Raw genomic sequence first — 20,087 nt, 5'->3', positions numbered from 1 at the left:
GCCTTCCGGCGCCTGGCCAACAAAGGATCAAATGATGCGAATGGGCGAAGCGGCAGCGCGGGCGGCGCTGGCGTGCGTCGGCGCGCGCTTTCGGCCGCAGGGGCGCGATGTCGACTACGGGCTGGATTGCGTCGGCGTAGCGGCCGCCGCCTATGGGGTGGCCGTGCCCGGCGATTATGCGTTGCGCGGCGGTGACCCCGCGGTGGTGGGGATGCGGATCGAGGCGGCGGGACTTCGACGGCTTGATGGCAAGGACGCGCAGGCGGGGGACCTGATGCTGATCCAGGCGGGGCCGGCGCAGCTCCACCTCGGCGTCTGGACGTGGGACGGCTTCGTCCACGCCCATGCCGGGCTGCGGCGGGTCGTGGAGACCCCGGGGTGGCCGGAGGCGCCGGTGCTGGCAATGTTCCGCATGATGGAGGCGCGCTGATGGCGACCCTGGTGCTCACCACCGTCGGGACGATGATCGGCGGGCCGATCGGGGGTGCCGTCGGCGCGGTGTTCGGATCGCTGATCGACACCAAGCTGCTTGCGCCGAAGGGCCGGCAGGGGGCGCGGCTCAGCCAGCTCGCGGTGCAGACCTCCTCCTATGGCTCGGCAATTCCCAGGCTGTTCGGAACGCTGCGGGTCGCGGGGACGGTGATCTGGGCGACCGACCTCAGGGAAGCGCAGCACCGATCCGGCGGTGGCAAGGGCGCGCCGAAGACCACCAGCTACAGCTATTCGGCGTCGTTCGCGGTGGCGCTGTCAGGGCGGCCGATCCGCGGCGTGAAGCGCATCTGGGCGGACGGCAAGCTGCTGCGCGGCGAGGCGGGCGACTGGAAGAGCCAGACCGGCTATCGCCTCCATACCGGCGGCGAGGACCAGCCGGTCGACCCGCTGATCGCGTCCGCCGAGGGGGTGAGCCATACGCCCGCCTATCGCGGCATGGCTTATGCCGTGTTCGAGGACTTCCAGCTCGCCGATTATGGCAACCATATCCCGTCGCTGACATTCGAGGTCGAGGCGGACGCCGGGCCGGTATCGCTCGGCATGATCGCGCACACGCTGAGCGACGGCGATGCCGGCGGCGCGGTGCAGGCGACGCTCGGCGGCTTCGCGGCGGCAGGCGACAGCATCCGTGGCGTCTTGCAGGACCTTGCCGAGGCGGTGCCGCTCGTCATCGCCGATGACGGGGAGCGGCTGATATTGAGCGACGGCGAGGCCGAGGCGCTGGCGATCGGCGGACTGGTCGGCGGCGAGGAGCGCCCGCGCATCGAGCGCCGCGCCGCCGGCACGCTGCCCGACGAGATCGCGCTCGGCTATTTCGAGCCGGCGCGCGATTATCAGGCGGGCCTGCAGCGCGCGCGGCGGGCAGGGCCGGGGCGGCGCGCCGAAGGGATCGACATCGCCGCCGCGCTCGATGCCTCTGCCGCCAAGGCGCTGGCCGAGGCGCGGCTGGCGCGGGACTGGGCGGAACGGACGACCGCTGAGGTGAGCCTGTCCTGGCGGGCGCTGGCGCTCAGGCCGGGCGAGGCGGTGACCCTGCCGGGGCGCGGCGAGCGCTGGCGCATCGTCGAGACGACGCTGGAGGCGATGAGGCTGCGCCTGTCGCTGGTGGCGAGCATGCCGGCCTCCGGCCTGCTGCCGCCGGCGAGCGCCGGCCGGCCGGTGGCCGATGCCGACCTGGTCCATGGGGCGACCCAGCTGGTGCCGTTCGAATTGCCCTCGGTGGAGGATGCGCTGCCGGCCGGACCGAGGTTGTGGATCGCCGCGGCGGGCACCTCCCCCGGCTGGCGGCGGGCCGAGCTGATGGTGAGCCTGGACGGTGGCACGAGCTGGCAGGCGATCGGCGCCACGGCCGCGCCGGCGGTGACCGGTAGCGCGACGAGCGTCCTGACCGCCGGGCAGGCGGCGCTCAGGGACGATGCCAGCCGCCTCGACGTCACCCTTCTCCACGACGGCATGGAACTGGTCGGGCGGCAGGATATCGCGCGGGCGGCGGAGGCCAATCTCGCGCTGGTCGGCGACGAGCTCATCCAGTTCGCGCAGGCGGTGCGGATCCGGCCCGGGCAGTGGCGCCTGCGCGGGTTGCTGCGTGGGCGACGCGGCACCGAATGGGCGATGGCCGGCCACCAGCCGGGCGAGCGCTTCGTGCTGATCGACCGGCCGGCATTGACCAGCTGGGATCCGCCGGCGAGCGCGTTGGGGGCGATGTTGCGCGTGCAGGCCGCGGGCGTCGGCGACGCGGTGCCGGCGATCGCCGAGCTGGGCCTGCGCGGCGCGGCGATCGAGCCGCCCGCGCCGGTGCATCTGCGGGCCCGGCGGCGGGCCGATGGCGGGGTCGGCATCGTGTGGACCCGACGGAGTCGCGCGGGCTGGACGTGGATCGACGGCGACGACGTCGCGCTCGGCGAGACGGCGGAGCGTTATCGGCTGACGGTGTCGGCGCCGGGGGGCCGCGGACGCAGCGTCGAGCTGGCCGCGCCGGCCTTCGACTATGATGCGGCGGCGCAGACGGCGGACGGCATCGCGTCGGGCGCCGTGCTCAGCTTCGTCATACGCCAGCAGGGCAGCCTCGGCGTCCTTTCGGCGCCGGCAACGACCATCGTCAACTGAGGAGAGCGGAATGAGCGATGCGAGTGCGCGCTTCGCCCTGCCCTGGCTTGAGCCGGGACAGGCACAGAAGGAAGCCTTTCACAACGAGGCGCTGGCGATCCTCGACGCCGCGCTGCATCCCACGATCGAGATGGCCGGCGCGGTGAGCCCGCCGGCGGCGCCGTCCCCGGGCCAATGCTGGGCGCTCGGGGCCGAGCCGACCGGGGACTGGGCCGGGCAGGGCCATCGCATCGCTGCCTGGACGGAGGGCGGATGGCGATTTGTCGGACCTGTTGCCGGAATGACGCTATGGTCCATGACGGATGGTGTTTTTGTCCGCTGGACCGGCAATGACTGGGCGATTGGCCGGTTGCCAGTGACAACCATCGAGGTGAATGGAGAGCAGGTCCTGGGTTCGCGCCAGCCTGCCGTCGCTGACCCGGCGGGGGGGTCGATGGTGGACGCACAGGCTCGGCTGGCTGTGTCACAGATCTTGGATGTCCTGCGTGCTCACGGACTGATTTCCGGATAAATTTTTTCGTCGTTACGAAACCGGATCGACGAAGCGGCGTTTACCGGCCGTGGTCAGGAGCTGCAGGTCGTTCGGCTTACGCAACGAGTGTAGTTTTTTGGCAACAGCTAGGGAATAACCCCGCTTGCGCGGATACTCAACTTGGGTTTAGGGATTTTCCCAGTTCCTCCCAGGGAACCTGTTAGAAAGGGGACTGATATGCGGAAGCTCGCCGTATTCGTGGCGCTTGCATCCACCGCGCTGGCCTCGCCAGTGCTCGCCAAGGATGGCGCTTGGTACGTCGGCGTTGAGGGCGGTGGCCTGCTCGTTGAGGATATCAAGACGGACATCGGCGCGGTCAACAATGCCGTGAACACCGACAGCCGCTATGGCTTCGATGTCGACGGCGTCGTCGGCTATGATTTCGGCATGCTGCGTGTCGAAGGCGAAGTCGGTTACAAGACCGCCGAGAACGACAGCTTCACCACCAGCACGCTGATCGGCACCCAGCCGGCCGGCTTTTATGGCAATGCCGGTGGTCACAACAGCGCGCTGTCCTTCATGGTCAACGCCCTGCTCGACTTCGGTGACGAGGACAGCTTCCAGGGTTATGTCGGCGGTGGTGCCGGTGTCGCCCGCGTGAAGTTTGCCGATTACCATATCGGTCCGCAGCCGGTGTTCCTCGATGACAGCGACTCCCGCTTTGCGTGGCAGGCGATCGCCGGCATCCGTTACCCGGTCACGACCAACATCGATCTCGGCCTGAAGTATCGCTACTTCCGCGCCGACAATGTCCGCGGTGTCGCCAACGACGGCCGTGAGTTCGAGGGCAATTTCCGCTCGCACAGCCTGTTGGCGAGCCTCGTGTACAACTTCGGTGAGCCGGCTGCTCCGCCGCCGCCTCCGCCGCCCCCGCCTCCGCCGCCTCCGCCGCCGCCGCCTCCGCCCCCGCCGCCCCCGCCGCCGCCTCCGCCGCCGCCGGTGACTCCGGGTCCGTTCATCGTGTTCTTCGACTGGGATAAGTCGAACATCACGCCGGAAGCGGCTTCGATCCTGGACAACGCCGCTGCGCAGTATGCGCAGACCGGTCAGGCCTCGATCACGCTGGCGGGCTACACCGATACGTCGGGTGCCGCTCAGTATAATATGGGCCTGTCCCAGCGTCGTGCGGATGCCGTGAAGGCCTATCTGGCCGGCAAGGGCATTCCGGACTCGGCTCTGTCGACCGAGGCCTTCGGCGAAACCCGTCTGCTGGTGCAGACCGCGGACGGTGTCCGCGAGCCGCAGAACCGGCGCGTGGAGATCACCTTTGGTCCGGGTTCGGGCCAGTAAGGTCGGTCAACGCCACTTCGGTGACGAAAAGGAGGGGAGCCGGGCAACCGGCTCCCCTTTCCTTTTTGCGTTTCGCTCGCAATATTCGGCCTGCCGCCCCTTGCGGTGAAACGGCTGACGCCGTCGAGGCGTTGGGGATCGGGACCAGGGAGACGGACATGCGCGCACACTTCATCCTCATGGGTACGATCGGCCTCGCGCTGCTAGGCCAGGCAACGGCAATGGCGCAGGGCAAGCCGGGCGCGACCGCCGTGCTCAAGGATGCGTCGGGGGCCAGCAAGGGCACCGCCACCTTCACCGAGACGCCGGCGGGCCTGACCGTGACGGTCGCCGCTGCCGGCCTGCCGGCTGGCGCCAAGGGCTTTCACATCCATATGGTCGGCAAATGCGAGGGGCCGGAATTCACCACCGCCGGCGGGCACTGGAACCCGACCAGCCATCAGCACGGCAAGGATAATCCAGCCGGCGCCCACATGGGCGACATGGCGAACCTTACCGTCGCCGCCAATGGCGCTGGCCGCATGACGGCCACGATCCCCGGCGGCAAGCTCAGCTCGGGCGCGTCGCCGCTGCTCGACGCCGATGGCGCCTCGATCATGATCCACGCCGATCCGGACGATTATAAGACCGACCCCTCGGGCAATAGCGGCAAGCGCATCGCCTGCGGCGTGATCACCGCGTCCTGATTTCACGCCGGTCGACGCGGCCTGCCCCGTTCGGGGGGCGTCGCGTCGTCCGGCTTGGTTTGATCCCTCGCGGTGCGCGCGCTAAGGCCCATTGTCTTGCCTCGCCATTCGGACCGCTGATGACGCTTTACGCCCGCTTTGCCCGCGAAATCGGGCTCATCCTCGACGAACTCGTAACCACCGGCGCGATCCCGGCCGGGCTGGATCGCCGCGCCGTGACGGTCGAGCCGCCGCGCGACAGCAGTCATGGCGATCTCGCCACCAACGCGGCGATGGTGCTCGCCAAGCCGGCCGGCACCAATCCTCGTGCGCTTGCCGCGCTGCTGGCCCCGCGGCTGGAGGCAGTTTCCGGCGTCGAGGCGGTGACGGTCGCCGGCCCTGGCTTCATCAATCTCACCCTGTCGCCTGAGCTGTGGCGCGAGGAGCTGGCGACGATCCTCGGCGAGGGTGCCAATTATGGCCGTTCGGACCTCGGCGCCGAGCGCACCGTCAACGTCGAATATGTCTCGGCCAACCCGACCGGCCCGATGCATATGGGCCACTGCCGCGGCGCGGTGGTCGGCGATGCGCTGGCCAATCTTCTCGCCTTTGCCGGCTTCGGCGTGATCCGCGAATATTATGTCAATGACGCCGGGGCGCAGGTGCAGACGCTCGGCCGCTCGGCGCATTTGCGCTACCGTGAAGCGCTGGGCGAGGCGATCGAGATCCCGGAGGGCTTTTATCCCGGCGACTATCTGAAGCCGGTCGGTGCGATGCTCGCCGCTGAATATGGCGATCTTTATGTCGGCAAGCCCGAGGCCGAGTGGCTCGATCTGTTCCGCGAGCGGGCGGTCGCGGCGATGATGGACATGATCCGTGCCGACCTGGCGCTGCTCGGCATCCATCATGACGTGTTCTCCTCGGAAGCGGCGGTGCAGAAGGCCGGCCGCGTGACGGCGGCGCTGGAGCGGTTGCGTGGGGAGGGGCTGGTCTACGAAGGCACTCTCGACGCGCCCAAGGGGGAAGTGCCGGAGGACTGGACGCCGGAGCGGATGACCCTGTTTCGTGCCACCGCCTTCGGCGACGACAGCGACCGGCCGGTGATGAAGGCCGATGGCGGCCTCACCTATTTCGGCACCGACCTCGCCTATCACGCGCAGAAGGCGGAGACCGCCGACCAGCTGATCGACATCTGGGGCGCCGACCATGCCGGCACGGTGAAGCGCATCCAGGCCGCGGTGCAGGCGCTGACCGGCGGCAAGGTGCCGCTCGACGTCAAGCTGGTGCAGATGGTGCGCCTGCTGCGCGCCGGCGAGCCGGTGAAGATGTCGAAGCGCTCGGGCTCTTTCGTGACGCTGGCCGACGTGGTGCGCGAAGTCGGGCGCGACGTGGTCCGCTTTTCGATGCTGACCCGCAAGGCCGATGCGCAGATGGATTTCGATTTCGCGAAGGTGGTCGAGGCGTCGAAGGATAATCCGGTCTTCTACGTGCAATATGCGCATGCGCGGGGCCGCTCGCTGCATCGCCGGGCCGCCGAGGCGGGGCTGGCGCTGGACGGGGCCGCCGACCTCGCGCTCCTCGACAACGAGGAGTTGGCGCTGGTCAAGCTCGCCGCACAGTTCCCACGCGTGGTGGAAGGCGCGGCGACGACGCATGAGCCGCATCGCGTCGCCTTCTATCTCTACGATCTCGCCGCTGCGTTTCACGCGCTGTGGAATCGCGGGAACGACGATCCCGCCCGCCGCTTCCTGGTCGCCGATGACGCCGCGCTCAGCGCGGCGAGGCTGGCCCTGTCGGATGCGATCGGGCAGATCATCCGCAACGGCCTGTCGATCATGGGAGTGGCCGCGGCCGAGGAGTTGAACTGATGGCGCCGCCCGGGCCTGGCAGAGGATACCCCGACGAGGACCGACTGCCCTGGCTGCAGGAGGCGCCCGACGAGACGCGCACCTACAACCTGCCGCTAGTGCCGATCATCGCCGCGGTTATCGCAATCGCCATTGTGCTCGGCCTCGGCACGGTGGCGTGGCGCTGGTGGCGAGACCAGCCCGCTGCAGACGGCTCGGCTGGTCTGATCAAGGCGCCACCCGGTCCCTACAAGGTGAAGCCGGACGATCCCGGAGGCATGGAGGTGGAGGGGGAGGGCTTCGCGAGCTATCAGGCGAGCGAGGGCGCCGATCCCCGCGCGGTGCTGGACCTGTCCGCCCTCCCGGAGGCGCCGATGGCCAAGCCGCACGCGCAGCCTGAACATGCCGAGACCGAGCCGCCGGCGGCGCCCGCCTCGTCGCCGCCGGCTCCGGCCCAGGTCACGTCGAACGGTAGCATCCAGCTCGGCGCCTTCTCTACCGAGGGCAAGGCCAATGCGGCGTGGAAGGCGCTCTCGGCGCGCTTCCGCTTCCTCGCGGAGTTCACCCCCGTCGTGCTGCCCGCGCGGGCGGGTGCCGGTACCGTCTATCGCCTGCGCGCCAATGTCGGCCCGCAGGCTTCCGATTTCTGCGGACGGCTCAAGGTGGCCGGGGAGACTTGCATGGTGGTGGGCGGATGATCCCGGCCTTTTTCGGGCTGGCCGGCGCGACGCTCGATCCCGCCGAACGCGCCTTCTTCGCTGAGGTGGAGCCGGCCGGCTACATCCTGTTCCGCCGCAACGTCGTCGACCGGGCGCAGCTTCGCGCGCTCACCGATGCCTTGCGCGCGTTGTCGGGGCGGGATGATGTACCGATCCTCATCGATCAGGAAGGCGGGCGGGTGGCGCGGCTGCAGCCGCCCGAATGGCCGCTCTTCCCGCCCGCAGAGCGGTTCGCCCAGCTCTACCAGGCGGCGCCGTCGAGCGCGATGGAGGCGATCCGCCTGAACTCGCTGGCGATCGCGCTGACGTTGCGTGAGGTCGGCATCAACGTCGATTGCCTGCCATTGCTCGACGTGCGCCAGCCCGGCGCGCACGACATTATCGGCGATCGAGCGCTGGGCGGCGAGCCGATGCAGGTCTCGGCGCTTGGTCGAGCAACGTTGCAGGGGCTGCGCGAGGGCGGCGTCGTCGGCGTCGTCAAGCATATTCCAGGCCATGGCCGGGCGATGGCCGACAGCCACCTCGAACTGCCGGTGGTCGACGCCGACGAGGCCGCGCTCAATATCGACATCGCCCCGTTCATGACGCTGGCGGCGGCACCGATGGCGATGACCGCGCACGTCGTTTACACCGCGTGGGATGCCGAGCGCTGTGCGACGCTGTCCCCGGTGGTGATCGCGCGGATCATCCGCGGCGTGATCGGCTTTGACGGGCTGTTGATGTCCGACGATCTCGGCATGAAGGCGCTGGCCGGCGAATTTGGCGTGCGCGCCGCCGGGGCGATCTGCGCGGGGTGCGACATCGCGCTCCACTGCTCCGGTGATCTGGCGGAGATGCAGGCGGTGGTCGCCGGCCTCACCGAGATCGAGCCCGCCGCCCGCGCGCGCCTCGACCGGGCGATGGCGACGATCGCCGGTTCCGCCGCCGCCATCGAGCTGGCCGAGGCGATGGCGGCGCGCGACCGGCTGCTCGCCCTCGTCTGAGCCGCCATGGACGAAGAGCCCGCCCTCACCATCGACATTGACGGGTGGGAAGGGCCGCTCGACCTGCTGCTGGCGCTCGCCCGCACCCAGAAGGTAGACCTGCGCGAGCTTTCGATCCTGGCGCTGGTCGAGCAATATCTTGCCTATGTCGAGCAGGCGCGCAGCCTCCGGCTGGAGCTGGCGGCCGACTATCTGGTGATGGCGGCATGGCTGGCGCTGCTCAAGTCCGCCCTGCTGCTGCCCAAGGATCCGGAGGCGGACCCCGATCCCGAATTGCTCGCCGCGCGTCTTCATCTCCGCCTGCAACGGCTGGATGCGATGCGGGACGCCGGCGCGCGGCTGATGGCGCGCGACCGCATTGGCCGCGACGTCTTCGTGCGCGGTGATCCGGAAGGGCTGGAGGTGGTCCGCCGCGCCGCGTGGCAGGCCGACCTCTATGAGCTGCTCGCCGCCTATGGCCGCGTTCGCGCGCGCACCGCGCCGGTGCTGCACGTGGTGGCGCGCCGGCCGGTAATGACTCTGGAGGAAGCGCTGCGCCGGATGGAGCGGATGCTCGGACGGCTGAGCGGCTGGCAGGCGCTGGACCGTTTCCTGCCGAGCACCCGCGATCCGGACATGGCCGTCTCGGCACGGGCCTCGAGCTTCCTCGCCGCACTGGAACTCGCGAAACGCGGGCAGGTGGAGCTGGCCCAGGACGGAGCCTTTGCCCCGTTGATGATCCGCGCGGCATGAGCGGCGCGCGCGACGAGGCGCTGCGCATCGCCGAGGCGGCGCTATTCGCGGCCGAGGCGCCGATCGGCCTCGCCCAACTTGCCGAGCTGCTCGGGGACTATGGCCCGCCGCGCCCGGTGCTGGAGCGGCTGCGCGCCGATTATGAGGGCCACGGGATTCAGCTCGTCGAGCGGGGCGGGCTCTGGCATTTCGAGACGGCCGCCGATCTCGCCCATATCCTGCGCCGCGAGCGGGAAGAGCCGCGCCGGCTGAGCCGGGCGGCGATCGAGACGCTGGCGATCATCGCCTATCACGAGCCCGCCAGCCGCGCCGAGATCGAGGCGATCCGCGGCGTCCAGATTTCCCGCGGCACCATCGACGTGCTGATGGAAGCCGGGTGGGTTCGCCCGGCCGGGCGGCGCGAGGCGCCGGGACGGCCGCTGCTCTACGCCACCACCCAGGGGTTCCTCGATCATTTCGGACTCGCCTCGCGGCGGGACCTGCCCGGTATCGACGAACTGCGCGCCTCCGGCCTGCTCGATCCGCTGGAAGACATGCCCGCATCCAGCGACGGCCGGGAGGACGGGGAACCGGATTAAGATATCAAAGGTTCAAATCCGTTCGCCAATGGTTTATCTGGACGCAGATTGCGTTTCAGGAGATTCTCATGGGTGGTTTCAGCCTCATTCACTGGCTCGTGCTGGGGCTGGTCGTGCTCCTGCTGTTCGGGCGGGGCCGCTTCTCCGACATGATGGGCGACGTCGCCAAGGGCCTGAAGAGCTTCAAGAAGGGCATGGCCGAGGATGACGAGCCCGCGCCGCGCCTCCAGGCGCAGCCGCCCCTCGAAGCAAATCGCGACCGCGAGTTGCAGCCGATGAAGGACGATCGTCCGGCCGCCTGATCAATTTAATCGGGCCAAGGCCACATAATGCTGGATATTGCACCCACCGAGCTGCTGCTCGTGGCGGTCGTGGCGCTTCTCGTCATCGGCCCGAAGGATCTGCCGCGCGTGATGCGGCACGTCGGCCGCTGGGTGGGCAAGGCCCGCGGCGTCGCCCGCCATTTCCGCTCCGGCTTCGACCAGATGGTCCGCGAGGCGGAGTTGGAGGAGATGGAGAAGAGGTGGAAATCGGAGAATGACCGCATCATGCGCGAGCATCCGATGGACGGGTCCGCGCCTGCGCCAGCCATTCCCGGGCCGACGTCCGAATTCGACTATGGCGCCCCGCCGGAAGCGACTGCCGAAACGGGGCCTGCCGCGCCTGCCGCGCCTGCTGAAAGCGAAGCCCAGCCTGTCACGCCGTCGCGCTCCGGTCCGCCGCTGCCGTGAGGGACATTGACGACACCCGCGCGCCGCTGCTCGAGCATCTCATCGAGCTCCGGCGCAGGCTCCTCTGGGCCGTCGCGGCGCTTGGCCTCGCCTTCGCCATCTGCCTCTATTTCGCCAAGCCGATCTTCGCCTTCTTAGTGCAGCCGCTGCTGCGGGCCGGTCAGGGCAAGCTCATCTACACCAATATCTTCGAAGCGTTCTTCGTCGAAGTGAAGGTGGCGTTCTTCGCCGCGATCATGATCTCTTTCCCGGTGATCGCCAGCCAGATCTGGCAGTTCGTGGCCCCCGGCCTCTATGCCAAGGAGAAACGGGCATTCCTGCCGTTCCTGGTGATGACGCCGGTGCTGTTCCTGATGGGGGCCGCGCTCGCCTATTACGTCGCGATGCCACTCGCGCTGCGCTTCCTGCTCAGCTATCAGGGCAATGTCGGCGGTGTCGACCAGCAGGCGTTGCCGGGCGTCGGCAATTATCTGGATTTCGTGACGAAGTTCCTGTTCGGCTTCGGCGTCGCATTCCTGCTGCCGGTGCTGCTGATGCTGCTCGAACAGGCGGGCATCGTCACCCGCAACCAGCTCAAGGCCGGACGGCGTTACGCGATCGTCGGCGCTTTCGCGGTGGCGGCGGTGCTGACCCCGCCGGACGTGGTATCCCAGCTGATGCTCGCCGTCCCGCTGGTGGCGCTCTACGAGTTCGCGCTGATCGCGATCCTGTTCACGGAGCGGCGGCGTTCACGGGAGCGCGGCACCGACGACAGCGAGACTGCCGCCTGATACCGCGCCCCCGCGCGCGATCGGCTTATTTGGACTTATCGGCCGCCTTCGACACGGCATTGCCGGCCGAGGACACGTCCTTGCCGGCACCCGACACCGTATTGCACGCGGTGATCAGCAGCGCGGCTGCCGTCATCGTCAGCATCGCGAACCCACGCATACCAGCCTTGCGAACCATGTCTTCCTCCAGACTACGACAGCTCAGGCTGCCCTTGCGGAAAAGAATGTTTCGGTGCGCGGCAGGTTCCCGAAGGCGGTGAATCGAACGGCCCCAAACGAGTTGGACCCGGAGTGGCTGCCGGGGGGAGGTCAGCCAGTCCGGGTCCTTATTTCGGACAGCGAGAGCGGGGGGGCAAAAGGTCGCTATCCGAAGTAGAGAACGCCCTTCGACGGGGCGGGTTCCGCGCCTGCCGGCTTTTTTACTTCGCAGCCCGGGACGGGCGTGCGCCGATGCCTGGCGGCCGAACATGGCGGGAGTGTCCGCCAGCGTCTTGCTTTCCGTCACCGCTAGTCTGATCAGTGCGACGTTCCGCTCCGTGCCGAAGTCGTGGCCGCCCGTGCAAAATACTGCGTCATACCCATATGGCGGTCAGATCATGCAGCGGGCCGTGCGCGATGCTATGGCGGCGGCGGGTGTTTGCGGGAGCGGTGATGGATCGTCTTCGTGTCGGACTTGTTGCGGTCCTCTATCTCATTCTCGGCGCGGTGCCGGCCCTTGCCCAATTGGGCGGCGGCCAGCCGCATATCCGCGCCCAGCTCGTCGCCGAGAGCATGGCACCGGCGGCCGGCGCGACGACGACCCTCGCCATTCGCTGGACGCCGCAGCCGGGCTGGCACGGCTATTGGAAGAACCCGGGCAATAGCGGCCTCGAAACCGAGGCGCACTGGACGCTGCCCAAAGGCGTCAGCGCCGGGCCGCTCGCCTATCCGGTGCCGACGACGTTGATGATCGCCGGCCTCATGAACCATGTCTACGAGGCGCCCTACGCCCATCTCGTGCGGCTGACCGTGCCGAAGGGGCTGGCCAGGGGCAGCGCGCTGCCGGTCCGTGTCAAACTCGACTGGCTGGAATGCACCGAGCAGATTTGCGTGCCGGCCACCACCAGCCTCGCCATCGACCTAAAGGTTGGCGACGGCACTCCCGACGCCTCCGCCCGCGCCGCGTTCGACGGCTGGCGCGCGGCGATGCCTCGGCCGCTCGACCAGCAGGTGCGCTATGCCGTGGCGGGCGGCAATTTCCGGATGGCCGTGCCCCTGCCTGCGTCGATGCGCGTCGCCACGCCGCATTTCTTCGCGTTGACCGACGGCGCGGTCGACTATGCCGCGCCGCAGAGGATCACCCGCAACGGCGACATGCTGGTCATCGCCACCAAGGCGGCCGGCGCGGTCAATGGCCCGGTCGAGGGCGTGCTGCGCATCGGCAACGGACAGGGTCTGCAATTCCGCGCGGTCCCCGGGGCGGTGCCTGCCGATGGCACGCCCGTCGCCGCCAACGGCGCATCGGATGAGCAGGGTGGCAGCGGCCCCGGCGGCGGCACCTTTCTCCTCGCGCTCGGCGGCGCACTGCTCGGCGGGCTGCTGCTCAACATCATGCCCTGCGTCTTCCCGATCCTCAGCCTCAAGGCGCTGAGCCTGGCGCGTGCCGGCGATGACAGCCATGCCCCGCGCAGGGAAGCGGTCGCCTATACCGCCGGCGTCGTGCTGGTCTGCCTGGCGCTCGGCGGCGTGCTGCTTGGCCTGCGCGCCGCGGGATCGGCGGCGGGTTGGGCGTTCCAGCTCCAGGATCCGCGCGTCATCCTGTTCCTGCTGGTGCTGGTGACGGCGATCGCGCTCAATCTTGCCGGCCTGTTCGAGCTGGCGGTGATCGCCGGCGGTGACAGCCTCGCCGCGCAGGGCGGGACCAAGGGCGCCTTCTGGACCGGCGCGCTCGCCGCCTTCGTGGCGACGCCGTGCACCGGCCCGTTCATGGCCGGCGCGCTCGGCGCCGCGCTGGTGCTGCCGCCGGCAGCCGCGCTCGCGGTGTTCGGCGGCCTTGGCCTCGGCCTTGCGCTGCCCTTCCTGCTGCTCGGCTTCGTGCCGGCATTCCGGCGGATGCTGCCCCGGCCCGGGGCGTGGATGGATCGTTTCCGCCACATCCTCGCCATCCCGATGTTCCTCACCGCGCTCGGCCTCGCGTGGATCCTCGGGCGGCAGGCCGGTGTCGACGGGATGGTGATCGGGCTGGCCGCCGCACTCGCCATCGGGCTCGGCCTGTGGGCTTATGGCCGGCGGCAGGCGACGGGACGCGGGCGCGGCTGGCTGGCGCTGGCCCCCGCGGCGATCGTCGCGGCGGCCGCGATCGGTTTCGTCCCGCAATCAGTGCTGCCCGCGCAAGCTGCCGCCGCCACGGACGCGCTGGCATCCGAACCGTTCAGCGAGAACCGCCTCGCCGCGTTGCAGGCGGAGGGCCGGCCGGTGTTCGTCTATTTCACCGCCGACTGGTGCCTCACCTGCAAGGTCAACGAGAAGGCCGCGATCGAGCGTGCCGAGACCGCCGAAGCCTTCCACAAGGGCAAGGTGGCGGTGCTGGTTGGCGACTGGACGCGCGGCGATGCGGCGATTGGCCGCTTCATCGAGGCACAGGGCCGCTCCGGCGTGCCGCTCTATTTGTGGTACGCGCCGGGCAAGCCTGCCGAGATCCTGCCACAGGTGCTGACTTCCGGCCTGCTGGCGGCACGCGCGAGTTCCTGACCTTACTCCCGTCCGCGCGCTTCGCACCTGTCGAGACGCAGCCATCGCCGCGGCGGCCGGCTTTCGGCAGGCTCGAGCCGGACGGGGAAGCCGCCTATTTCCGGACCCACGCCCGCCGGCCGCCGATCCAGGTTTCCAGCACCTTGGTCTCGCGCAACTCCTTGGCCGGCACGACCATGACATCGCGGTCGACGAGCAGGAAGTCGGCCATGTGGCCCGGCTCGAGGCTGCCCAGCCGGTCCTCGGCGAAGCCGGCATGGGCGGCCATGGTGGTGAAGCCCGCCAGCGCCTGCGCGATCGTCACCTTCTCCTGCGGGCGCCAGCCGCCGGCAGGCTCACCCTTCTCGTCCTCGCGGGAGATGGCGGCGGCGAGGCCGGGGAACGGGTTGGGGCTTTCCACCGGGAAATCCGACCCGAAGGCGAGGGGTGAACCCAGCTTGAGCATCGTCGCCCAGGCATAGGCGCCCTCCAGCCGGGCCGGGCCCAGCCGCGCCTCGGCCATGCGCCAGTCCGATGTCTCGTGCGTCGGCTGCATCGAGGCGATGACGCCGTTCCTGCCGAAGCGCGGCAGGTCCGCCACGTCGACGATCTGCGCATGCTCGATCCGCCAGCGCCGGTCGCCCTTGTAGGTCTCGGCGAGCTGGTCGATGGCGTCGAGCACCTGCGCATTGGCGGCATCGCCGATCGCGTGCACCGCCACCTGAAAGCCGTCCATCGCCGCCCGGCTCATCAGGTTCTTGAGCTGCGCGTCACTGTTGAAGCCGAGGCCGCGCTCGCCCGGCGCGTCGGCATAAGGGGCCTTGAGGTAGGCCCCCCGCGAACCCAGCGCGCCGTCGGCATAGAGCTTGACGCCGACCATCTTCAGCCGGCCGTCATAAAGCCACGGCGTCGGCCCGGTGCCGGCCACCGCCAGCGCCGTCTCCACGCCCGAGCCATAGGACAGGATGCGCACGTCCAGCCGGCCGGCGTCGCCGGCGCGGCGCATGACCTGCCAGTCGGCGAGGGTGGTGCCCATGTCGGCGACGGCAGTGAGGCCGCTCGACAACAGGATTTCCTGCGCCTTGGCGAAGGCGCGGTCGAGCTCGACGGGTGTCGGCTCGGGCACCGCCTTGTTGAGCAGCGCCTGCGCGGCGTCGACGAACACGCCGGTCGGATTTCCCTTGGCATCGCGGATGATGCGGCCGCCGGGCGGATCCTTGGTCGCGGCGGTGATGCCGGCCGCGGCGATGGCGGCGCTGTTCGCCCACAGAGCATGGCCGTCCACCCGGCCGAGCACCACCGGCCGATCCTTCACCACCTGATCGAGGTCGGCGGCGGTCGGGAATCGGCCCAGCCCCCAGCGCTCCTGGTTCCAGCCGCCGCCCTGCACCCAGATCGGGCGGGGATGCTCGGCGGCATAGGCGGCGAGCCGGCCCTGCGCCTCGGCCAGCGAATTGGTGTCGAACAGCTGGAGGCGGAGGGCGAAGAACCCCAGTTCCATGAAATGGCCATGCGCGTCGATCAGGCCGGGGATGAGGTGCTGCCCCTTGCCGTCGAGCCGGAAATCGAGCTCGTCCGGACGTTTGTCGCCCTTGTCGAGCAGCTTGGCGACGCGGCCCTCGGGGGTGATGACGATGCCGCTGAAACGCCTGACAATGCCATTGCCGTCCAGCGTCACGCCGTCGACATTGTCGATCAGCCCGTCGGCGAAGGCGGGGGGCGCCAAAGTCAGCAGCAGCGCGGCGGCGAGCGTGCCGCCCATCCTCAGTCTCATTTGCGATCGAACCTGCGCAGAAGGGCGGTGTTGTCGTCATGGCCATAGCCCATGGCCTGCACGTCGCCATAGAATTGATCGACCAGCGCGGCGACGGGCAGGGTGGCGCCGGCCACCCGCGCCTCGTCGATCGCCAGCGCCAGCTCCTTGCGCATCAGATCGACGGCCATGCCGAAATCATAGTCGCCGCGTGTCATCGTCTCCCAGCGATTCTCCAGGAACCAGCTCGACGCGGCTCCGCCCGACATCGCCTCGAACACCCGGTCGAGATCGAGGTCGGCGGCGCGCGCGAGCGCGATCGCCTCGGCGAGCCCCTGGATGATGCCGGCGGTGGCGACGCGGTCGATGCGCTTGGCCTGCTGGCCGGCGCCGGGGCGGCCGATATGGACGATGCGCGCGGCATAGGCGCGCATGATCGGCTCGGCCGCGGCGAACGCGGCCTTGGTGCCGCCGCACATCAGGGACAGCTGCCCCTTCACCGCGCCGGCCTGCCCGCCCGACATCGGCGCATCGACCACCCGAACCCCGCGGTCGCGCCCCTCAACCGCAAGCTGTCGGGCGAGGCGGGCGGAAACCGCGCTGTGATCGATGAACAGGGCGTCGCGCACCATGCTGCGGAACGCGCCGGATGCGCCCATCGTCGCGTCCTGCAGGTCGAAATCGTCGCCGACGCAGGTGATGATCACCTCCGCGCCCGCCGCTGCCTCGGCCGGCGAGCCGGCCTGCTGTCCGCCGAACGCCGCCACCCACGCTTCGGCCTTCGCGGCCGTGCGGTTGTGCACGGTCAGCTGATGGCCGGCGCGGGCGAGATGGCCGGCGATCGGCGCGCCCATCACGCCCAGCCCAATGAATGCGATGCGAGCCATGTCCGCGATGGATAGGCAGTGCGCGTGCCCAAGTCGAGCGTGCGCGTCCTATTGCTCGGCGATCACCGTGATCGGCTTGCCGGTGCTGCCCGCGCGCAGCGTGTCGGGGGTGACGACGACGGTGGCGCCCGGCTCGAGGATGGCGAGCAGCTTCAGCCGGAAATCCTCGGGGAGGGCGAGCTTGGCGCGCTCTTCGGGCGTCACCGTGCGCGAGGCCGCCGCCTTGTCCCAGGGCAGGCTCATCGTCAGCCAGTGCGCGCCGTCGGCGTCGACATTCTTCAGCACATAGGCGGCGGGCAGCGCCACCGGCTCGGAGAAACTGACCGGCGTCGAGCCGATCTCAATCCCGTTGCGCAGCACGATCAGGCGATGATCCGCGCCGCTGATGATGATCGAGAGCGGGCCGGTCGGCGCCTTTTCGGGCGTCCAGCGGACCAGTGCCTGGCCTGGCTGAGCGGGGGCGGCCGCGGGCGCGGCGCCGGTCAGCGCCGCCGGCGTCGGCGTCAGCCGCGGGATCGGGGCGTCGTTGGTGATCACCACGGTGAGGCCGAAACTGGTCTCGGCATAAAGCAGTTTCGCGAAGGCCAGCGGCAGGCGGATGCAGCCATGCGAGGCGGGATAGCCGGGAAGGTTGCCGGCATGCATGGCGATGCCGTCCCAGGTCAGCCGCTGCATATAGGGCATCGGCGCATCGTTATAGAGGTTCGACTTGTGATCGACCTTTTTCTGCAGGATGGTGAACACGCCGGTCGGCGTCGCCTTGCCCGCCTTGCCGGACGAGATCGTGCTCACCCCGATGATCACGCCGTTGCGGTAGATATAGGCGCGCTGCTTGGCGAGGCTGACGACGATCATCATCGGCCCGGCCGGCGCCAGCTGCGGCGCCCACAGATATTGCCCCGGTTTCAGCGCATTGATCACCGCCTCGATCGTCACCGGCTGGGCCGGCGTCAGCGTCTGGGGCTGGGCGGCGAGCGGCTGGGCGGCGAGGCCGAGGATGAGCAACAAGGGCAAAGGCAGGCGCATCCGGCTCCCCGCGAAGCGACGTTACACACGCCCCTATATCCGATCGATTGCCCCCTGCGCCACTGACCGGCGGGGCGGGCCGGTTTCCGTGGGAGCCCCGATCCGCTATGGCCGCGCCACTATGGCCACCGCGACTCCGCTCACCCCCCCGCCCCCGATCGTGACCTTCGACGATGTGCGCGCCGCCCACGGCCGCATCGCCGACGCGATCGTGCGCACGCCGACGCTCAAGTCCAAGACCCTGTCGGACATGATCGGTGCCGAGGTCTGGCTGAAGTTCGAGAACCTCCAGTTCACGGCGTCCTACAAGGAGCGCGGCGCGCTCAACCGGCTGTCGCTGCTCGATGCCGGCCAGCGCGCGCGGGGCGTCATCGCCGCTTCGGCCGGCAATCATGCTCAGGGCGTCGCTTATCATGGCGCGCGGCTCGGCATGCCGGTGACGATCGTCATGCCGCTCAGCACGCCGATGGTGAAGGTGCAGCAGACCGAGGGGCATGGCGCGCGCGTCATCCTCAACGGCGAGACGTTCGACGACGCCTATGGCCATGCGCTCACCGTCGCCGAGGCGGAGGGGCTCGTCTTCGTCCATCCGTTCGACGATCCGGCGGTGATCGCCGGGCAGGGCACGGTTGCCGTCGAGATGCTCGCCGACGTGCCGGAGATCGACACGCTGCTGATCCCGGTCGGCGGCGGCGGCCTCATCTCCGGCTGCGCGACCGTCGCCAGGGCCCATGGCGGCATCGAGGTGTTCGGCGTGCAGGCCGAACTCTATCCCTCGATGTACAATCGCGTGCGCGGCACCCACCTCGCCACCCAGGGCGATACGCTGGCCGAGGGCATCGCGGTGAAGGAGCCCGGCGCGCTCACCGCGCGCATCGTCGAGACGCTGGTCGACGACATGCTGCTCGTCTCGGAGCGCGACCTGGAGGAATCCGTCGCACTCCTCCTCCAGATCGAGAAGACGGTAGTGGAAGGCGCCGGCGCCGCCGGCCTCGCCGCGTTGCGCGCTTTCCCGGAGCGTTTCGCCGGCCGCAAGGTCGGCATCGTGCTCACCGGCGGCAATATCGACACGCGGCTGCTGGCCAACGTGCTGCTGCGCGATCTCGCCCGCTCCGGCCGGCTGGCCCGCCTGCGCATCAAGCTGACGGACCGGCCCGGCGCGCTCTACAATGTCGCGCGCATCTTCGATCAGGAGCGCGTCAACATCATCGAGGTCTATCACCAGCGCGTCTTCTCGACGCTGCCGGCCAAGGGCCTAATCACCGACATCGAGTGCGAGACCCGCGATGCCGCCCATCTCGATCGGCTGATGCAGGCGCTGACCGCCGGCGGATATGAGGCGAGCAAGGTCGAGCTCGCCTGATCCGGTCGAGCGCAACGCCGTCTTAACCCTCTTTGCTTGGGCTGACCCTTTCCGTTTCGGAAGCTTTTCCGCTATAAGCCACCAATCCTGTCCAGCGGAGATTGCCTGCCGGTGACTGCGCCGTTCCGTTTCCCGCGCTTCTTCGTGACGACGCCCGCGCCATGCCCCTATCTGCCGGGCAAGACGGAGCGGAAGGTGTTCACGGAGCTGAGCGGCGCCCATGCGACGGACTTGAACGATGCGCTCGGCCGTATCGGTTTCCGGCGCTCGCAGTCGGTTGCCTACCGGCCGAGCTGCCTGGATTGCCAGGCCTGTGTCTCGGTGCGCGTCGTCACCGACGAATTTCGCCCCAACGGAACCCAGCGCCGGCTGATTCGCCGCCACGGCGATCTGGTGGTGACGGCGTGCAAGCCGTGGACCACCGAGGAGCAGTTCGCCCTGCTCCGCCGCTATCTCGCGGCGCGTCACCCCGGCGGCGGCATGGCCGAGATGGACGATGTCGATTTCGCCGACATGGTCGAGCAGACCCCGGTCAAGACCTACATCATCGAATATCGCGAGCCTTCGGATGAGGATGGCCGGCCCGGCCGGCTGGTCGGCGCCTGCCTGACGGATCAGCAGTCTGACGGGCTGTCGATGATCTACAGCTTCTTCGATCCGGACACCGATACGCCGGGCGCCCGGCCCGGCCTCGGCACCTACATCATCATGGATCACATCCTGCGCGCGTCGCGCGCACGGCTGCCCTATGTCTATCTCGGCTATTGGGTCGAGGGCAGCGCCCGCATGGCCTACAAGACCCGCTTCCGCCCGATCGAGCGCCTTAGCCCTGAAGGCTGGCGCCGCTTCGAACCCGCACGGGGCTGAAGGCGGCCTCCGGAGGAGAGCGAACGAGCGCACGGCG

Annotated in this window: 20 protein-coding genes; 16 read left to right on the top strand and 4 right to left on the bottom strand. The window is 69.3% G+C overall.

Going from position 1 to position 20,087, the window contains the following annotated elements; genetic code table 11:
* The first annotated feature begins 34 nt into the window (after positions 1–34).
* From KOF26_RS11330 to tatC, 13 genes are all read left to right on the top strand, one after another.
* Positions 35–430 carry a peptidoglycan endopeptidase gene (locus KOF26_RS11330; protein ID WP_216324716.1) on the top strand — a complete coding sequence of 132 codons (396 nt, stop codon included), beginning with the start codon at positions 35–37 and terminating at the stop codon, positions 428–430.
* Positions 430–2,598 carry a phage tail protein gene (locus tag KOF26_RS11325; RefSeq protein WP_216324714.1) on the top strand — a complete coding sequence of 723 codons (2,169 nt, stop codon included), beginning with the start codon at positions 430–432 and terminating at the stop codon, positions 2,596–2,598. The genes KOF26_RS11330 and KOF26_RS11325 overlap by 1 nt, the downstream gene beginning before the upstream one ends.
* A gap of 10 nt (positions 2,599–2,608) precedes the next feature.
* Complete coding sequence (locus KOF26_RS11320) at positions 2,609–3,109, top strand: DUF2793 domain-containing protein (protein WP_216324712.1); 501 nt, start codon at positions 2,609–2,611, stop codon at positions 3,107–3,109.
* 198 nt (positions 3,110–3,307) lie between these two features.
* On the top strand, positions 3,308–4,420 hold the full coding sequence (locus tag KOF26_RS11315; RefSeq protein WP_216324710.1) for an OmpA family protein: 1,113 nt from the start codon (positions 3,308–3,310) through the stop codon (positions 4,418–4,420).
* Between the two features lie 158 nt (positions 4,421–4,578).
* A complete protein-coding gene (locus KOF26_RS11310; RefSeq protein ID WP_216324707.1) occupies positions 4,579–5,106 on the top strand; it encodes a superoxide dismutase family protein in 528 nt (175 codons plus the stop codon).
* A gap of 119 nt (positions 5,107–5,225) precedes the next feature.
* On the top strand, positions 5,226–6,953 hold the full coding sequence (gene argS, locus KOF26_RS11305) for an arginine--tRNA ligase (RefSeq protein WP_216324705.1): 1,728 nt from the start codon (positions 5,226–5,228) through the stop codon (positions 6,951–6,953).
* A complete protein-coding gene (locus KOF26_RS11300) occupies positions 6,953–7,630 on the top strand; it encodes an SPOR domain-containing protein (protein WP_216324702.1) in 678 nt (225 codons plus the stop codon). The genes argS and KOF26_RS11300 overlap by 1 nt, the downstream gene beginning before the upstream one ends.
* Positions 7,627–8,634, top strand: coding sequence for a beta-N-acetylhexosaminidase (nagZ, locus tag KOF26_RS11295; RefSeq protein ID WP_216324698.1), 1,008 nt, complete (start codon positions 7,627–7,629; stop codon positions 8,632–8,634). Before KOF26_RS11300 ends, nagZ begins: the two co-directional genes overlap by 4 nt.
* Before the next feature lie 6 nt (positions 8,635–8,640).
* Positions 8,641–9,366: a segregation and condensation protein A gene (locus KOF26_RS11290; RefSeq protein WP_216324695.1), complete on the top strand. Its 726-nt coding sequence runs from the start codon at positions 8,641–8,643 to the stop codon at positions 9,364–9,366.
* Complete coding sequence (gene scpB, locus KOF26_RS11285; protein ID WP_216324692.1) at positions 9,363–9,944, top strand: SMC-Scp complex subunit ScpB; 582 nt, start codon at positions 9,363–9,365, stop codon at positions 9,942–9,944. The genes KOF26_RS11290 and scpB overlap by 4 nt, the downstream gene beginning before the upstream one ends.
* Positions 9,945–10,012: 68 nt before the next feature.
* Positions 10,013–10,246, top strand: coding sequence for a twin-arginine translocase TatA/TatE family subunit (locus KOF26_RS11280; RefSeq protein ID WP_216324690.1), 234 nt, complete (start codon positions 10,013–10,015; stop codon positions 10,244–10,246).
* A 27-nt stretch (positions 10,247–10,273) separates the two neighbouring features.
* Entirely contained in the window at positions 10,274–10,675 is a 402-nt protein-coding gene (gene tatB, locus KOF26_RS11275; protein ID WP_216324686.1) for a Sec-independent protein translocase protein TatB, read from the top strand.
* The gene (gene tatC / locus KOF26_RS11270; RefSeq protein WP_216324683.1) at positions 10,672–11,445 is read left to right on the top strand and encodes a twin-arginine translocase subunit TatC; all 774 of its coding nucleotides are present in this window, start codon (positions 10,672–10,674) and stop codon (positions 11,443–11,445) included. The genes tatB and tatC overlap by 4 nt, the downstream gene beginning before the upstream one ends.
* Before the next feature lie 25 nt (positions 11,446–11,470).
* On the opposite strand, the gene KOF26_RS11265 is transcribed toward tatC, so the two are convergent.
* The gene (locus KOF26_RS11265) at positions 11,471–11,623 is read right to left on the bottom strand and encodes an entericidin A/B family lipoprotein (protein WP_435876848.1); all 153 of its coding nucleotides are present in this window, start codon (positions 11,621–11,623) and stop codon (positions 11,471–11,473) included.
* Positions 11,624–12,096: 473 nt separating this feature from the next.
* Between KOF26_RS11265 and KOF26_RS11260 the strand changes: the two genes are divergently transcribed.
* Positions 12,097–14,175: a protein-disulfide reductase DsbD family protein gene (locus tag KOF26_RS11260; RefSeq protein WP_216324680.1), complete on the top strand. Its 2,079-nt coding sequence runs from the start codon at positions 12,097–12,099 to the stop codon at positions 14,173–14,175.
* Positions 14,176–14,269: 94 nt separating this feature from the next.
* Here KOF26_RS11260 and KOF26_RS11255 read toward each other — a convergent pair whose 3' ends face one another.
* From KOF26_RS11255 to KOF26_RS11245, 3 genes are read right to left on the bottom strand one after another with little or no spacing between them, the layout of a single operon-like run.
* Positions 14,270–15,928 carry an amidohydrolase gene (locus KOF26_RS11255; protein ID WP_216324676.1) on the bottom strand — a complete coding sequence of 553 codons (1,659 nt, stop codon included), beginning with the start codon at positions 15,926–15,928 and terminating at the stop codon, positions 14,270–14,272.
* Positions 15,925–16,794, bottom strand: a complete 870-nt coding sequence (locus KOF26_RS11250; RefSeq protein WP_216324673.1) for an NAD(P)-dependent oxidoreductase — start codon at positions 16,792–16,794, stop codon at positions 15,925–15,927. Before KOF26_RS11250 ends, KOF26_RS11255 begins: the two co-directional genes overlap by 4 nt.
* Positions 16,795–16,842: 48 nt before the next feature.
* Positions 16,843–17,820, bottom strand: coding sequence for a L,D-transpeptidase (locus tag KOF26_RS11245; RefSeq protein ID WP_216324670.1), 978 nt, complete (start codon positions 17,818–17,820; stop codon positions 16,843–16,845).
* A gap of 121 nt (positions 17,821–17,941) precedes the next feature.
* Here KOF26_RS11245 and KOF26_RS11240 point away from each other — a divergent pair, with 121 nt between their 5' ends.
* Together KOF26_RS11240 and KOF26_RS11235 are read left to right on the top strand one after the other, a co-directional pair.
* Positions 17,942–19,183, top strand: coding sequence for a threonine ammonia-lyase (locus KOF26_RS11240; RefSeq protein ID WP_216324667.1), 1,242 nt, complete (start codon positions 17,942–17,944; stop codon positions 19,181–19,183).
* Positions 19,184–19,294: 111 nt separating this feature from the next.
* Positions 19,295–20,050 carry an arginyltransferase gene (locus KOF26_RS11235; RefSeq protein WP_216324664.1) on the top strand — a complete coding sequence of 252 codons (756 nt, stop codon included), beginning with the start codon at positions 19,295–19,297 and terminating at the stop codon, positions 20,048–20,050.
* Positions 20,051–20,087: the final 37 nt, after the last annotated feature.

The organism is Sphingomonas quercus (assembly GCF_018863195.1).
Taxonomy (GTDB): domain Bacteria; phylum Pseudomonadota; class Alphaproteobacteria; order Sphingomonadales; family Sphingomonadaceae; genus Solisphingomonas; species Solisphingomonas quercus.
The sequence above is the reverse complement of the archived record's forward strand: the minus strand, read 5'-3'. Positions and strand labels throughout refer to the sequence as shown.